General features: G+C 65.1%; 15 protein-coding genes. 12 read left to right on the top strand and 3 right to left on the bottom strand.

Features of this window, described 5'->3' with window-relative positions; translation table 11 throughout:
• Positions 1 to 290: 290 nt before the first annotated feature.
• Positions 291 to 557, bottom strand: a complete 267-nt coding sequence (locus F3J45_RS04295; RefSeq protein WP_167057794.1) for a DUF4880 domain-containing protein — start codon at positions 555 to 557, stop codon at positions 291 to 293.
• Between the two features lie 165 nt (positions 558 to 722).
• Here F3J45_RS04295 and F3J45_RS04290 point away from each other — a divergent pair, with 165 nt between their 5' ends.
• From F3J45_RS04290 to F3J45_RS04275, 4 genes are all read left to right on the top strand, one after another.
• Positions 723 to 1,487 (top strand): hypothetical protein, encoded by a 765-nt coding sequence (locus F3J45_RS04290; protein WP_167057791.1) that lies wholly within the window; start codon positions 723 to 725, stop codon positions 1,485 to 1,487.
• 33 nt (positions 1,488 to 1,520) lie between these two features.
• Positions 1,521 to 1,943 (top strand): hypothetical protein, encoded by a 423-nt coding sequence (locus tag F3J45_RS04285; protein ID WP_167057788.1) that lies wholly within the window; start codon positions 1,521 to 1,523, stop codon positions 1,941 to 1,943.
• Between the two features lie 67 nt (positions 1,944 to 2,010).
• Positions 2,011 to 2,676 carry a response regulator transcription factor gene (locus F3J45_RS04280; protein ID WP_167057785.1) on the top strand — a complete coding sequence of 222 codons (666 nt, stop codon included), beginning with the start codon at positions 2,011 to 2,013 and terminating at the stop codon, positions 2,674 to 2,676.
• Positions 2,652 to 4,061: an ATP-binding protein gene (locus F3J45_RS04275; RefSeq protein ID WP_167057782.1), complete on the top strand. Its 1,410-nt coding sequence runs from the start codon at positions 2,652 to 2,654 to the stop codon at positions 4,059 to 4,061. Before F3J45_RS04280 ends, F3J45_RS04275 begins: the two co-directional genes overlap by 25 nt.
• On the opposite strand, the gene F3J45_RS04270 is transcribed toward F3J45_RS04275, so the two are convergent.
• Both F3J45_RS04270 and F3J45_RS04265 read right to left on the bottom strand, forming a co-directional pair.
• Positions 3,998 to 4,192, bottom strand: a complete 195-nt coding sequence (locus F3J45_RS04270) for a TonB-dependent receptor (protein WP_205300390.1) — start codon at positions 4,190 to 4,192, stop codon at positions 3,998 to 4,000. The two genes, F3J45_RS04275 and F3J45_RS04270, sit on opposite strands and share 64 nt — an antisense overlap.
• 276 nt (positions 4,193 to 4,468) lie before the next feature.
• Positions 4,469 to 5,323, bottom strand: a complete 855-nt coding sequence (locus tag F3J45_RS04265; protein ID WP_167057780.1) for a LysR family transcriptional regulator — start codon at positions 5,321 to 5,323, stop codon at positions 4,469 to 4,471.
• A gap of 548 nt (positions 5,324 to 5,871) precedes the next feature.
• Here F3J45_RS04265 and F3J45_RS04260 point away from each other — a divergent pair.
• The 8 genes from F3J45_RS04260 to F3J45_RS04225 all read left to right on the top strand — a co-directional run bounded on the left by F3J45_RS04260 (position 5,872) and on the right by F3J45_RS04225 (position 14,563).
• Positions 5,872 to 6,873: a GlxA family transcriptional regulator gene (locus F3J45_RS04260; RefSeq protein ID WP_205300389.1), complete on the top strand. Its 1,002-nt coding sequence runs from the start codon at positions 5,872 to 5,874 to the stop codon at positions 6,871 to 6,873.
• 157 nt (positions 6,874 to 7,030) lie between these two features.
• On the top strand, positions 7,031 to 8,173 hold the full coding sequence (locus tag F3J45_RS04255; RefSeq protein ID WP_167057776.1) for an SRPBCC family protein: 1,143 nt from the start codon (positions 7,031 to 7,033) through the stop codon (positions 8,171 to 8,173).
• Between the two features lie 50 nt (positions 8,174 to 8,223).
• Complete coding sequence (locus tag F3J45_RS04250; protein ID WP_167057775.1) at positions 8,224 to 9,153, top strand: 3-keto-5-aminohexanoate cleavage protein; 930 nt, start codon at positions 8,224 to 8,226, stop codon at positions 9,151 to 9,153.
• 20 nt (positions 9,154 to 9,173) lie between these two features.
• Positions 9,174 to 10,595 carry an aminobutyraldehyde dehydrogenase gene (locus tag F3J45_RS04245; RefSeq protein WP_167057774.1) on the top strand — a complete coding sequence of 474 codons (1,422 nt, stop codon included), beginning with the start codon at positions 9,174 to 9,176 and terminating at the stop codon, positions 10,593 to 10,595.
• Between the two features lie 63 nt (positions 10,596 to 10,658).
• On the top strand, positions 10,659 to 11,591 hold the full coding sequence (locus tag F3J45_RS04240) for a 3-hydroxyacyl-CoA dehydrogenase NAD-binding domain-containing protein (RefSeq protein ID WP_167057773.1): 933 nt from the start codon (positions 10,659 to 10,661) through the stop codon (positions 11,589 to 11,591).
• Between the two features lie 57 nt (positions 11,592 to 11,648).
• Positions 11,649 to 12,602 (top strand): PDR/VanB family oxidoreductase, encoded by a 954-nt coding sequence (locus F3J45_RS04235; RefSeq protein WP_167057772.1) that lies wholly within the window; start codon positions 11,649 to 11,651, stop codon positions 12,600 to 12,602.
• Positions 12,603 to 12,637: 35 nt separating this feature from the next.
• Complete coding sequence (locus F3J45_RS04230) at positions 12,638 to 13,111, top strand: thioesterase family protein (RefSeq protein WP_205300049.1); 474 nt, start codon at positions 12,638 to 12,640, stop codon at positions 13,109 to 13,111.
• 51 nt (positions 13,112 to 13,162) lie between these two features.
• Positions 13,163 to 14,563: a cytosine permease gene (locus F3J45_RS04225; RefSeq protein ID WP_167057769.1), complete on the top strand. Its 1,401-nt coding sequence runs from the start codon at positions 13,163 to 13,165 to the stop codon at positions 14,561 to 14,563.
• Positions 14,564 to 14,589: the final 26 nt, after the last annotated feature.

Raw genomic sequence — 14,589 nt, 5'->3', positions numbered from 1 at the left:
AACATGGCGGAAGCCATAGCCTCGATCGAGGAAGGCTTGGATGGCTGACCGCTTGAAAGGTGTTGGATACTTGCTCATGAAAAACCCCAGGTGATGGACGGGTGTCCAACATCTGGGGCGCAGTTCACGCCCCGGTAGGAGCGAGCGTAGCTCGCGATGGGGCGCGTAGCGGCCCTAGGGTTTCAGTTTCGTGGCTCGTAATGCTGGGGCTGCTTTGCAGCCCATCGCGAGCTGTGCTCGCTCCTACGGGGGGAGCGTGGCGCGCTGCGACAGCTGGGGTTTATATCAGGCTAGCTGTCGAGCACACCCTTGATGCGCGGTGAGGTTACCGTCAGCAGCGTGTCCAGCGTGCTTTCGTGCCTGGGCAGCTCGTCGCACAGGTCCCAGATTTCCAGCATCTTCGCGTACTCCAGGGCATGCCTGGCGTCGGCCTGGACCCACCGTTCGAACGCGGCGCGCTCTGCAGCGGTGCAACTGCCGTCATGCAGGCGCAGGCACCAATCGGCAGCCTGGGTCAGCAGGGCGTCATCCTCAGGGTCGGGAAGGGGTGGGGACATCGGTGGGCTACCTGTGTGATCAGGCCGCTACCCTAAGCAAGCATCTGGCAAAAATTCGTTAAAAAAACATCATGGTTTTCAGCAGGCTGGCCCTCAGGCTCAGCTAAGTCTTCATGCGTAACCTCCTGCCCAGACACCAAGACGGGCACCGAGGAGGTTTACCCGATGAACGCAACGAATAGCGAATGGCTCAACAAGGTCCCGGAAGTGACATTGTCCTTCTGGATCATCAAGGTCATGTCCACCACGGTAGGGGAGACATTCGCCGATTTTCTCGCCGTCGATGTCGGCTGGGGGCTGGGCATCACCAGCGCGGTAATGGCGCTGTTATTGGCGGCGGCGCTGACGATGCAACTGCGCAAGCGCCATTGCGAGCCGTGGATCTACTGGCTCAATGTGGTGCTGGTAAGCATTCTGGGCACGCAGATTACCGACATCCTCACCGACGAACTGAACGTCAGCCTGTACGCCAGCAGTGCCTTCTTTGCAGGCCTGCTCGCCGTCAACTTCGCTGTCTGGTACGCCAGTGAGCGCAACCTGTCCATCCGCGAGATCGTCACCCCCAGGCGTGAAGGCTTCTACTGGGCAACCGTGCTGTGCACCTTCGCCCTGGGCACTGCCGGCGGCGATCTGGCCACCGAGGCCCTAGGCCTGGGCTTTGGTGTCGGCTCGCTGATCTTCACCGTGCTGATCGCCGCCTGCCTGGTCGCCTGGCGCCTGGGCGTGAACACCGTGCTGGTGTTCTGGTTGGCCTACATCCTCACCCGCCCGCTCGGCGCCTCCCTGGGCGACCTGTTGACCCAGGCCCGCGAATACGGCGGCCTGGGCATGGGCGCAACCTGGACCAGCGCGATCTTCCTGTGCGTGATTTTCATGCTGGTCAGCGTTGCCCAGTTCAGTGCCAACCAAGCCAAGCGAATTGCCCGTTGATAACCCCCACCCCTGATAACGAGGGTACACACCATGCCTGCAAAACCACTGTTCATCACCACACTGGCCATCGCCTGCCTGGCCAGCGTGCTGGCCTTCACCCAAGGCTGTTCGAAGCACGATGAGCCGCCAGCGTCAGCCTCGGGGGTGCATGCGCCCAGCAAATTGGGCGACCTGAGCGCCTTCCGTGCCATCGCCCAGGATGTCGCAAGCAAGGTCGATGCCCAGGACCTGCCAGGCGCCAAGGCGCGCATCAAGGACCTTGAAAAAAGCTGGGATGACGCCGAAGCCGGCATCAAACCGCGCGCCGCGAGTGACTGGCATCTGCTGGACAAGGCCATCGACCGCGCCCTGGACGCGCTGCGGGCCAGCTCGCCGCAACAGGCGGCGTGCAAGGCGGCCATGGTTGAGCTGCTGGGCACCTTCGACACCCTGCAGGGCCCGCGCCAAGGCTGATACACGGGCTTTCGCGGACGGCGCAGGGCGGCTATCGTTGCCCTGCCGGTTCGCCGAGGAGAGGGCCATGAGGGTATTGCTGGTCGAAGACGACAGCATGATTGCGCAGGCGCTGCAGGATGCGCTGGCCTTGGCCGGTTATGCCGTTGATTGGGTTGCCGATGGGCTGGCCGCCGAAGCGGCCCTGCGCGCGCAAGCCTACGACCAGGTACTGCTCGACCTGGGCTTGCCCGGCCAGGACGGCCTGCAGTTGCTGCAAGCATTGCGTGCCGGCGACAACCCGGTGCCGTTGTTGATCATCACCGCCCGTGATGGGCTCGATGACCGCGTGCGCGGCCTGGACGGCGGCGCCGACGACTTCCTGCAGAAACCCTTCGAGATGGCCGAGCTACTGGCCAGGATGCGCGCCGTGATGCGCCGCAAAGGCGGGCGGGCAGCGCCGCAATTGAGCAACGGCCGGGTCACCCTGGACCCGGCGAGCAAATGCGCCAGCGTACCAGGCCAGCCGCCCGTGCAGCTTTCCAGCCGTGAGTTCGCCTTGCTCCAGGCGTTGCTGGTGCGCCCAGGGGCGATCCTGTCGCGCAGCGAACTGGAAGACCGGCTCTACGGCTGGGGCAACGAGGTGGAAAGCAATGCAGTGGAATTCATCATTCACGCGCTGCGCCGCAAGCTGGGCAAGGATGTGATCGGCAATATCAGGGGGCTGGGATGGATGGTTTCAAAAGACGCCTGAGCCAGTCGCTGCAGTTGCGCCTGTCGCTGGCGTTGTCGCTGGCGATCTTGCTGGTGGCTTCGCTGAGCGCCCTGTTCAGTTACCTCACGGCCTATGATGAGGCGCTGGCGCTGCAGGACAACAGCCTGCGCCAGGTGGCGGCACTGTACACGCGCCAGGGCCTGCAATTTCACTACCCGAGCGCCCCATTGCAAAGCACAGGGGACGATGAGGAAACACGCATCGTCATCCAGTATGTCGCCGATGGCGCCGTGGTCAGCCACGGCGATGATAGCCAGCTGCCGTTGCCCATTGCGGCTTCGGTGGCCGATGGCTGGTCGACCGTGGTGGTCGGCGGCGAGCCGTTTCGCGTGCTGGTTGGCCAGGAAGCGTCCGGCCGGCGCTTTGCGGTGGCCCAGGAGATCGACAGCCGTAACCGTGATGCCCGGGCCAGCGCGTGGCGAGCATTGCTGCCCTTTGCCATCTTGTTCCCCATCCTGCTGCTGGTGGTCGCCAACCTGATTCGTGAGCTGTTCAAGCCCGTTGCCAGCTTGGCTGCGACGCTCGACACCCGTGACGAACAGGACCTGCGCCCGGTCGACGAGCGCCTGCTGGCCAGCGAGATCCGGCCCTTCGTCCAGGCAATCAACCGCCTGCTGGCGCGGGTTGCCCGCGGTGTCGAGGGGCAAAAGCGCTTTGTCGCCGATGCCGCCCATGAACTGCGCACGCCGCTGACGGCGTTGTCCCTGCAGGCCCAGGGGTTGGAAGACCAGGCGCTGCCCGCGCGTGCCCAGGCCCAGGTGGCGCAGTTGCGCCTGGGCATTGCCCGCAGCCGTAAGCTGATCGAACAGTTGCTAGCCTCGGCGAGCGCCCAGCTGGGCGAGCCGGCGGCGGCGGACGCCTCCGTGCACGGGGCCTTTCGTTCGGTGCTGGAAGCGCTGATGCCGCTGCTGGAGCACAAGCAGCTGGACGTTGCGGTGGAGGGGGACGATGTGCGTGTGCCGCTGGCGGACATGCACCTGCATAACGTGATTCGTAACCTGGTCGAAAACGCCATCCGCCACGCACCCGTGGGCGGGCAGATCGTGTTGCAGGCCGGGCAGGGTGGCGGCCGGGTTACCCTGTGCGTGTGTGACGATGGCCCCGGCATTCCCCCGCACGCCTGGTCACGGGTGTTCGACCCGTTCTACCGCGTGGCGCCCCAGGGTGGCGAGGGAGCGGGGCTGGGCTTGTCGATCGTGCAGACCCTGGTGCAGCGCAGTGGCGGCACGGCGCAGGTGGGGTTCAGCGATGAGGCCGCACGCCGTGGTTGCCGCGTGTGCCTGAGTTGGCCCGTGGCGGCTCAGAAATCGACCGTGGCGGACAGCAGCAGCGAACGCGGGGCGCCTTGGGAGAACGCCCCGTAGGAGGCGACACCCGACCAGTACGCCGTGTCGAAGAGGTTCTGCACGGTGGCGCGCCAAGTGGTGGGGTAGCCGCCCACGCGGGTGGTGTAGCGCTGACCGAAACTTTGGCCATGTTCGACGACCGCTTTCACAGAATTTGCCGTTAAATCATATAGTTACTATTTGTTCCATAGGAGATCACCCAACCCTGCGGGCTGCGCTGTCGCGCAGGGAACAGTGCCAGCAGCCGCGCCGCAATGCCCTGTAGGAGCGGCGGTGCGGCGACCCGACTTGCCCCGCGAACACCGGCGCAGCCGGTGCCATACACCGCGGTGCCTGCTTCGCGGGACAAGCCCTCTCCTACATAAATACCAGTTGAATCAGATAGTTACGATTTGTTTCATAGGAGCCGGGCAGAGCAGGCTCGCCTAGTGCCCCAGCAACTGCCCCACCAGCCATTGCCCGGCAGGCCCCAGCGCCTGCTGGCGCGACCAGGCCACGTCCATGGCCACGCGGCGCGGGTAGCCGGCCATGGGCAGTTCCACCAAGCCGCTGCCGAAGCGCGCCACCAGCGCCTTGGGCAGTTCGGCCCAGCCAAACCCGCGCACGGCGAATTCCAGCAGGGTCAGGTAGTCCGGCGCCGACCAGGCCTGGCCGTGGCCATGGGGCAGGCTGGGGGCGTAGGTCTTGATGTACAGCTGGCGTTGCTGTTCAAGGTGTTCCGGCTGCAAGGCCGGCAGGGTTGCCAGCGGGTGCTCGCGGCTGACATACAGGCAGAATTCGGCCTGCTCGGGCAGGCGCGCCACGCTGACATCCGCCGGGTAGCGGTCCTGGGCGGCCAAGATGCCAAGGTGCACGATGCCCTGTTGCACCAGGTCGATCACATCGGCATCTTCGGAGGGGCCGCAGCGCAGTTCGGTGTGCGGGTAGCGTTCGGCGAAGCGCGCCATCGCCGCGCCCTGGAAGGTGACGCTGTAGCTGTCGGACATCACCACCGACACCAGTGGTTCCACCTGCCCGGCCAGGCGCACGGCCAGGGCGTCGAGGCGGGCACTGGCATCGAGGATCGCTTCCACCTGCTTGAGCACCTGGCGCCCGGCGCTGTTCAACGTGGGGTGGCGGCCGGCACGGTCGAACAACGGGCATCCGATGTCGGCCTCGAAGTTGGCGATGGCGATGCTGATGGTCGACTGGCTCTTGCGCAGCTTGCGGGCGGCGGCGGAGAAGGAGCCGAGCGCGGCGGCTTCGACAAAGGCGACGAGGGCTTCAGGTGAATAGCGCATGGGGTAGGGGCTGAATCAAGGGGACGGTTAGTATCAGCCCCCTCAACCTGGCCGGCAAGCACCCGCCTTAGGAGATAACCCACCCTGCGGGGGGGCGTATGACCCCCCTGTAGGAGATAACCCAGCCCTGCGGGCTGCGCTGTCGCGCAGGGAACAGTGCCAGCAGTCGTGCCGCAATGCGTGGGTGCCCAAAAATGCGATACGCGAACACCGGCGCTTGACCTACACCACAACCCTGGGCTGCCGATCAAGCGCCCATCTCCAGGCCAGCGCCGCCCCCGGTAGGAGCGAGCGCAGCTCGCGATGGGGCGCGCAGCGGCCCCAGGGCTTCAGCCTCGCGGCTCATAGTACTGGGACTGCTTTGCAGCCCATCGCGAGCTGCGCTCGCTCCTACAGGATTCACCGTTAAATCAGATGGTTACGATTTGTTCCATAGGAGCGGGCTTGCCCCGCGAAGCAGGCGACGCGGTGGATGGCACCGGCTGCGCCGGTGTTCGCGGGGCAAGCCCGCTCCTACAATGGGGCTTTTACCGCTGAGCGAGGCCGCCGTGTTCAACTTTCTGGTCATCGTGTTCCCTGACTTCAACGCTGCTGCAAGCACCGCGTTCGTCGATCCGTTCCGGGCGGCCAACTACCTCAGCGGCGAAAGCCGCTTCCATTGGGCCTTTGCTTCGGTAGAGGGCGGCGCGGTGCGTGCCTCCAACGGCATGGACCTGCTCACCCAACCGCTCGCCAGCCTGCGTGACCAGCCCTGGGACCTGGTGATGCTCTCGTGCAGCTGGGCGCCGGAGCAGCACCACGGCAGCTACCTGCAGGGGGCGCTGAGAACCTGGGCGAGCAAGGGCTGCCTGCTCGGCGGCCTGGACACCGGCACCTTCCTGCTGGCCGAGGCGAGGTTGCTCAAGGGGCGGCGAGCCACGGCGCACTATGAACATATCGATGCCCTGCTGGAGCTTTACCCCGATGTGACCATCGTCGAGGACCTGTACGTGTTCGACCAGCAGCGCATCACCTGCTGCGGCGGCGCTGCGGCCACCGACACCGCCTTGCAGCTGATTCGCAACCTGCACGGCGAAACCCTGGCCAACGAGGCGGCCCGCTACGTGTTCCACCAGCAGTTCCGCCCAGGCAGCGCGCAGCAGAACCCCGAAGCCCAGCAGCCGTTGGGGCACACCATCCCGGTGCCGGTGCGCCAGGCGATCAAGCTGATGGAGCGGCACCTGGAAGAGGTGATTGGCATTGCGGCGCTGTGCGAACAGGTGGGCATTTCCCAGCGCCAGCTCGACCGCCTGTTCCGCCAGGTGGTGCACAAGAGCCCGGCGCTGTACTACCGCGACATTCGCCTGGACCGGGCACGTGGCCTGGTCACCCAGACCGATCTGGCCCTGACCAAGGTCGGCGTCGCCTCAGGCTTTCCCAACCAGTCGCATTTCTGCCGCGCCTACCGCGAACGCTTCGGCCTCACCCCGCGCCAGGACCGCCAGGAGGGCAGGGTGCCGTTCGACTACCGCGCCTGGCCCATGCACCAGCGGGGTGTGGCGCCCCGTTGAGGGTCGTTTCCAGGCGCCACTTACCCAAAAACGACAATGGCCGAAACAGGATAAAAAACGGCGGATCTTGCACATTTAACCCCTCGGCCCCAGACCATCATCGACCCCACGGAACGGGCAAAAACCCCTTGCCCGGAACAATAAAAGGGCCGTTGATATGTCTGAGTTGCTGCATCCTCGCCAATTCGAATCGATCAAACAGGGCTACGACCCGGATCCTTTGCTGTCCCAATCGCTGCGCGCCGAGGCCTACGTCGACCCCGAGTGGTTCCGCCTCGACCAGCAGGCGATCCTGGCAAAAACCTGGCAGTGGGTGTGCCACGGGGAAAAGGTTCGCGAACCGGGCAGCTACACCACCGTGGATATCGCCGGCCACCCGGTTGCCGTGGTGCGCGACCAGGACGGCAGCCTGCGGGCGTTCTACAACGTCTGCAAGCACCGTGCTCACCCGGTGCTGCAAGGTGAAGGCAAGACCCGCCGCATCGTTTGCCCCTACCACTCCTGGTGCTATGGGCTCAACGGCAACCTGGTGGCGGCGCCCCATGTCGGCGGCCTGAAAGACTTCAACAAGGAAGAGATCCACCTCACCCCGGTTCAGGTCGAGGAATTCTGCGGGTTCGTCTACGTCAACCTGGACCCGCTGGCCGCGCCCCTGCATCAGCAATCCGGCGACCTGGCCAAGGAGATCCTGCACTGGGCGCCAGACATCGACAAGCTCACCTTCGGCCACCGCCTGACCTACGAGATCAAGTCGAACTGGAAGAATGTGGTCGACAACTTCCTTGAGTGCTACCACTGCCCGACCGCGCACAAGGACTTCTGCACCCTGGTCGACATGGACACCTACAAGGTGCAGACCCACGGCATCTACTCAAGCCACATGGCCGAAGCCGGCAAGGGCCAGAACTCGGCCTACGACGTGTCCAAGGCCAGCGTGCGGACCCACGCCGTGTGGTGGCTGTGGCCCAACACCTGCCTGATGCGCTACCCGGGGCGCAGCTCGATGATCGTGCTCAACATCGTGCCCCTGGGCCCGGACCGCACCTTCGAAACCTATGACTTCTTCCTCGAAACCCCCGAGCCGGATGCCATGGAGAAAGAGGCCATCCGCTACCTGGACGAAGTGCTGCAGGTGGAGGACATCTCGCTGGTGGAGAACGTGCAGCGCGGCATGCAGACCCCAGCCTTCGACCAGGGGCGCATCGTTACCGACCCCAACGGCTCGGGCAAGTCCGAGCACGCCTTGCACCACTTCCACGGCCTGGTGCTGGACGCCTACGCCCGCAGCGTCAAGCCATGAGCCGTATCGGCCAGACCGCCCCAGCCCAACCCATGAAACGGTGAGCCCCCATGCCAAAGTCCGTCATCATCACCTGCGCCACTACCGGTGGCGTGCACACCCCGACCATGTCCGAGTACCTGCCGATCACCCCGCAGGAAATTGCCGATTCCTCCATCGAGGCGGCCAGCGCCGGTGCGTCGATCATTCACTTGCATGCCCGCAACCCCGAAACCGGCAAGCCCGACCCGCGCCCCGAGCTGTTTCAGGACTTCATGGGGCAGATCCACCGCCAGAGCGATGCGGTGCTGAACGTATCCACCGGCGGAGGCCTGGGCATGACCCGTGAAGAACGCCTGCACGCGGCCCTGGCGGTCAGCCCGGAAATGGCATCGCTGAACGTGGGTTCGATGAACTTCGGCATCTTCCCCATGAAAGCCAAGTATTCGAACTGGAAGCACGACTGGGAGCCGGCGTTCCTCGACAGCACCCGCGACTTCATTTTCCGCAACACCTTTGCCGACATCGAATACATCGTCAAGGAACTGGGCGACGGCCACGGCACCCGCTTCGAGTTTGAATGCTACGACCTGGGCCACCTGTACAACCTGGCGTGGGTGATCGACCAGGGCTGGGTCAAGCCGCCGTTCCTGATCCAGATCGTGTTCGGCGTGCTCGGTGGCGTGGGTGCGGACCTGGACAACCTGATGCACATGCACAGCGTGGCGCAAAAGCTGTTCGGCAAGGACTACGAATGGTCGGTGCTGGCGGCGGGCAAGCACCAGATGGCCTTTGCCACCCAGGCGGCGATGCTGGGCGGCAACGTGCGGGTTGGCCTGGAAGACAGCCTGTTCATCGGCGCCGGCGAGAAGGCCAGAAGCAATGCCGAGCAGGTGCTGAAGATCCGCTCGATCGTCGAGCAGCTTGGGCTGAAGGTGGCAACGCCGGAAGAAGCCCGGGCCCGCCTTGGCCTCAAGGGCCGCGACAAAATCACCTTGTGATGCGTGATCGGGGATACACCATGCCTAGCAGAATGTTGATCAACGGCGAGCTCGTCGAAGGCGCTGCTGCGCCACTGGCGGTCATCGACCCGTCCACCGGGGAGGCGATCACCCGCGTTGGCCAGGCCGACGAGGCGCAGCTCGATGCCGCCGTGCGCGGTGCACGGGAAGCCTTCGAGCGCCATGCCAGCACCACCCCGGCGCAACGCGCGGGGCTTTTGCAAGACATCGCCGAGGTGGTCGGCCAGCACGCCCAGGCGCTGGCGGCGTTGGAAAGCCAGAACGTTGGCAAGCCCTGGCCCTCGGCCCTTGACGATGAAATGCCGCTGACCCTCGACACCTTGCGGTTCTTCGCCGGCGCCGCACGCACCCTGGCCGGGGTGGCGGCAGGTGAATACGTGGCCGGGCATACCAGCCTGATTCGCCGCGACCCGATCGGCCCGGTGGCGGCCATCGCGCCGTGGAACTACCCGCTGATGATGGCGGCCTGGAAGCTGGCGGCGCCGCTGGCCGCCGGTTGCAGCGTGGTGCTCAAGCCTTCGGAGCTGACCCCGCTGTCGACCTTGCACCTGGGGCAATTGTTGGCCGAGGTGGTGCCCAAGGGGCTGGTCAACATCGTGCACGGGGAGGGCCCTTCGCTTGGGGCTCGGCTCATCAACGCCGACGGCATCGAGGCCGTGAGCATCACTGGCTCGCCCGCCACGGGCAGTGCGGCCATGCGCGCTGCGGCGCAGCAGATGCGCCAGGTGCATGTGGAACTGGGCGGCAAGGCGCCAGTGATCGTCTACGAGGACGCTGATATCGACAAACTGGTCGCCACCCTGCGCGCCACAGCGTTCTTCAATGCCGGCCAGGACTGTGCCCAGCCGTGTCGGCTGCTGGTGGCCAGCAAGGTGTATGAGCGCGTCGTCGCGGCCTTGGCCGAGGCTGCCCGTTCGATCAAGGTTGGCCCGCCGCGGGCAAGCGGCACCGAGATGGGCCCCCTGGTGAGCGCACAGCACCGCCAGCGGGTGGCAGGGTTCGTCGAGCGTGCCCGCGCCTGCGCCGAAGTGGTCAGTGGCGGCGCGGTGCTGCCGGGCGGGGGCTTCTTCTACAGCCCGACCGTGATTGCCGACGTTGACCACCACGCTGAAATCGCCACCCAGGAAGTGTTCGGCCCGGTGGTTTCAGTGTCGCGCTTCACCCCCGACCAGGACCCGGTGGCGATTGCCAACGCCAGCCGCTATGGCCTGGCTTCGTCGATCTGGACCCGTGACAGCGGCCGCGCCATGGCGGCCAGCAGCCGCCTGCGCTACGGCTTCACCTGGGTCAATACCCACGGCGTTGCCACGCCGGAAATGCCCTGGGCCGCCATGAAAGGTTCAGGCCATGGCTGCGACATGTCGGTGTTCGCCCTCGACGCCTACACCAGCGTTCGCCACGTCATGTATGCACACGGCTGATCAGCAGGGCGCCGCTCTGAAACGGCGCGCCTTCGATGTTTTCCAACGACCGAGGTTTATCCGATGAGTGAATTTCAACAGGTGGCAGTGGTTGGCGCAGGGGTGATCGGCGCCAGCTGGGCGGCGCTGTTTCTGGCATCGGGGCGTGACGTTGCCGTTTACGACCCTTCGCCGACGGTGCAAGCCGATGTGCGCAGCTACATCGACAATGCCTGGCCCACCCTGCGCGAGCTGGGCCTGGTACAGGCCGAACCCGGCCAGCTGAGCTTTCACAGCGATGTCGCCAGTGCCGTGCAGGGCGCCGACTTCGTGCAGGAAAGCGTGCCGGAGCGGATCGCTATCAAGCATGAGCTGTTCGCCCGGCTGGAAGCGGCGCTCAAGCCGGGCGCCATCGTGGCATCGTCCGCGTCCGGCCTGCGCCTGGGCGAGATGCAGGCAGGGTGGCGCAACCCTTCGCATTTCATCCTGGGCCATCCGTTCAACCCGCCGCACCTGATTCCCTTGGTGGAGGTAATGGGCAACGACAAGACGGCAGCGGGTGTGGTGGAGCAGGCCGAGCGGTTCTATGGGTTGGTGGGCAAGGTGACGATCCGGGTCAATCGCGAGGTGAAAGGCCATGTGGCCAACCGCCTGCAGGCGGCGCTGTGGCGTGAAGCCATTCACCTGGTCAAGAGCGGCGTCGCCAGTGTGGAAGATGTCGACAAGGCGGTGTGGGCGGGGCCTGGCCTGCGTTGGGCGGCAATGGGGCCGAGCCTGCTGTTCCACCTGGGGGGCGGGCCGGATGGCCTCGCGGCCTTCTGCCAGAAATACGCCGACAGCTTCAACGGCTGGTGGGATGACCTGGGCGACCCACGCCTGGACAGCGAAACGGCCGCCCTGCTGGTGGCAGGCGTGGATCAGCAAGCCGGTGGCACCCGCTGGGCATCGCTGGCGGCCCAGCGCGATGAGCTGATTACCCAGCTGCTCAAGGCCAGCGCGCCACTGCGCCGCCCTTGAGTTCGGGCCCGGGGTGCAAGTGGCCCCGGGCCGGTCTGCCCTTGCGTGAGGTGTGCCATGCCTGAAGAGAAGTTGACCCTGCAGATAACCGACCTGACTGCCGAAGCCAAGGGCGTCATGGTCGTTGAGTTGCGCGCTGAACCGGGCCAGGCGCTGCCGCCGTTCAAGCCCGGCGCCCACATCGAACTGCATTTGCCTGGCGATACCGTGCGCCAGTATTCCCTGTGCAATGACGCCCGGGAGCAACACCGCTATTGCGTGGGGGTTGGTCTGTCTGCCACCAGCCGGGGCGGCTCCCGCCACGTGCATCAAGCGCTGCGCGTGGGCGACAGGCTGACGGTGACCCCGCCGCGCAACCACTTCCCCCTGGAAGAAGACGCGCCGGCGTTCGTGTTCTTTGCGGGCGGTATCGGCATTACCCCGGTGTGGTCGATGATCCAGTGGTGCCAAGCCAACAAGCGCCCCTGGCACCTGTTCTACCTGGTGCGCAACCGCCAGCGTGCAGCCTTTCTTGAGGAACTTGGGCGGTATGCCGACCAGGTGACCTTGCATGCCGACGATGAGGCGGGCGGCCTGTTCGATATCGCCGCGGCTGTGGGCCGGCAACCTGGCAATGTTCATTTCTACACCTGCGGGCCCACGCCCCTGATGCTAGCCGTTGAAGCCGCCGCGCGCGGTTTTCCCGAGGCGCAGGTGCATTTCGAGTGGTTCACGCCCAAGGCGCCGCAACGCCCTGGCGTGGCCAACGCCTTCACGGTGCAGTTGGCCAGGAGCGGCACTTCGCTCGAAGTGCCAGCGGACAAAAGCATTCTCCAGGTGCTGGAGGCCAACGGCCTGCGCGTCGAAAGCTCCTGCCGGGAGGGCACCTGCGCCTCGTGCGAAACCTGCGTGCTGGGCGGTACGCCGGATCACCGCGACAGCGTGCTGACGGCTGCCGAGCGCAAGAACAACGACGTGATGATGATCTGCGTTTCCCGGTCGCTGTCACCCTGCCTTGTGCTCGACCTTTGAAAACGCGCCCTAAGACGTGTGCAAGGAGTATGTGCGTGAACGAACTGCTGCTGACCCATCAAGCCACCATTGTCGAAGACTGGATCGACTACAACGGGCATCTGCGCGATGCCTTCTACTTCCTGCTGTTCAGCCACGCCACCGATGCCCTGATGGACCGCATCGGCCTTGATGCCGACGGCCGGGCGATTCATGGCCACACCCTGTACACCCTCGAAGCCCATATCAACTACCTGGGCGAAACCCGGCTGGGTGAGCAGGTGCAGGTGTTTACCCAGCTGATCGACCACGACAGCAAGCGCCTGCATATCGTCCATCACCTGTACCGGCCTGCCGATGGCGAGCTGTTGGCGGCCAGTGAACAGATGCTGATGAACATTGCCAGCCTGGCCGGGCGTGCGGCGAAGTTCGCCACCGGTGTGGAGGCGAACATCAGCGCGCTGTTGCAAACCCATCGAACCCTACCGCGCCCCGGCTACTGCGGGCGGGTGATCGGCATTCGTCGCTAGCGCCGGCACCCCGTTCGGGGAAACTCTCGCCTGATAACAAGGACAATAACAATGAAAATCGAGCAGCGAAGTATCGAGTTCGTCCCCCACAACGAGCGCTACGGCAGGCCGCGACGGCTGTTCACGGTGTGGTTCAGTTCAAACCTGCAGGTAACCGCGCTGATGGTCGGCACCTTGGGCGTGGCGGCGGGCTTGAGCCTTGCGTGGACGCTGGTGGGGCTACTGGTGGGCTGCCTGCTGGGCACCATCTTCATGGCCGCCCATTCGGCCCAAGGGCCGCACCTGGGGGTGCCGCAGATGATTCAGAGCCGTGCCCAGTTCGGCGTGTTCGGTGCGGCCATTCCGCTGCTGGTGATGGTGACGGCCGCGGTGTTGTTCATGGCCGCCAGCGGCGTGCTGATGCGCGACCCGCTCAAGGCGCTGCTGGCGGTCAGCGACAACCAAGCCATCCTGATTGTTGGCGCCCTCACGTTCCTGATCGGTGTCGTCGGTTATGAGCTGATTCACCGCCTGGGTGCCTGGATGAGCTTGCTGTCGTCCGTGGTATTCGGTGCTGCGCTGGTGTTGATCCTGTTGCAGGCGAGTGCGCCCGACGCGCTGCACGTGGATACCGGTGGTTTTTCCATGCCGGTGTTCAACCTGGTGATCGCCCAGGCGGCCTCCTGGACCTTGGGCTACGGCCCTTACGTGGCCGACTACTCGCGCTACCTGCCGGCCGATGTGCGCACCCGGGACACGTTCTGGACCACCTACTTCGGCTGCGCACTGGGTTCGCTGGGCATGATGGCGCTGGGGGCGACCCTGGCCGCCGTGGTGCCTTCCGCGCTCGGCGCCGACCCCGGCACGGCCGTTGCCAACCTGTTCGGCCCTTGGGCCAAGGCGGCGCTGCTGGTGGTGGCGCTGGGGGTGATTCAGTACAACGTGCTGTGCCTGTACAGCGCCTACATGTCCACCACCACGATTTTCAGCGGCTTCGCCAAGGTGCTGCAGGTGCGGCGTGGCGCCAAGGCAGGGCTGATGGCGCTGCTGTCGATACTGGCATGTGCCATTGCCGTGCACACGCAATACCAGTTCGACACCTTCTTCGCCGATATTCTGATTGGGCAGCTGTACCTGCTGATTCCGTGGAGTGCGATCAACCTGGTGGATTACTACGTGGTCCGGCGTGGCAGCTACAGCATCGACGACCTGTACGATGCCCAGGGGCGCTATGGCCGCTGGAATCGCAAGACCATGATTGTCTATGGCGCCTCGATCATCGGCACGGTGCCGTTCATGAAGTTGTCGTTCTTCGAGGGCTACCTGGCCAAGTGGATTGGCGCCGATGTCAGCTGGATAGCGGGGCTGGTTCTGGCGGGGTTGCTGTACTTCCTCTTTCACCTCAAACGCCCCTCATCGGGCCAGGCCCAGCGGCTTGAGGGGCAAACAGGGCACGTCAACTCGGCACCTTGACAGGCCCTTGGGTTTCACCTTTCCCG

Origin of the sequence: Pantoea sp. Ap-967 (assembly GCF_011752565.1) — a bacterium.
GTDB lineage: Bacteria > Pseudomonadota > Gammaproteobacteria > Pseudomonadales > Pseudomonadaceae > Aquipseudomonas.
The sequence above is the reverse complement of the archived record's forward strand: the minus strand, read 5'-3'. Positions and strand labels throughout refer to the sequence as shown.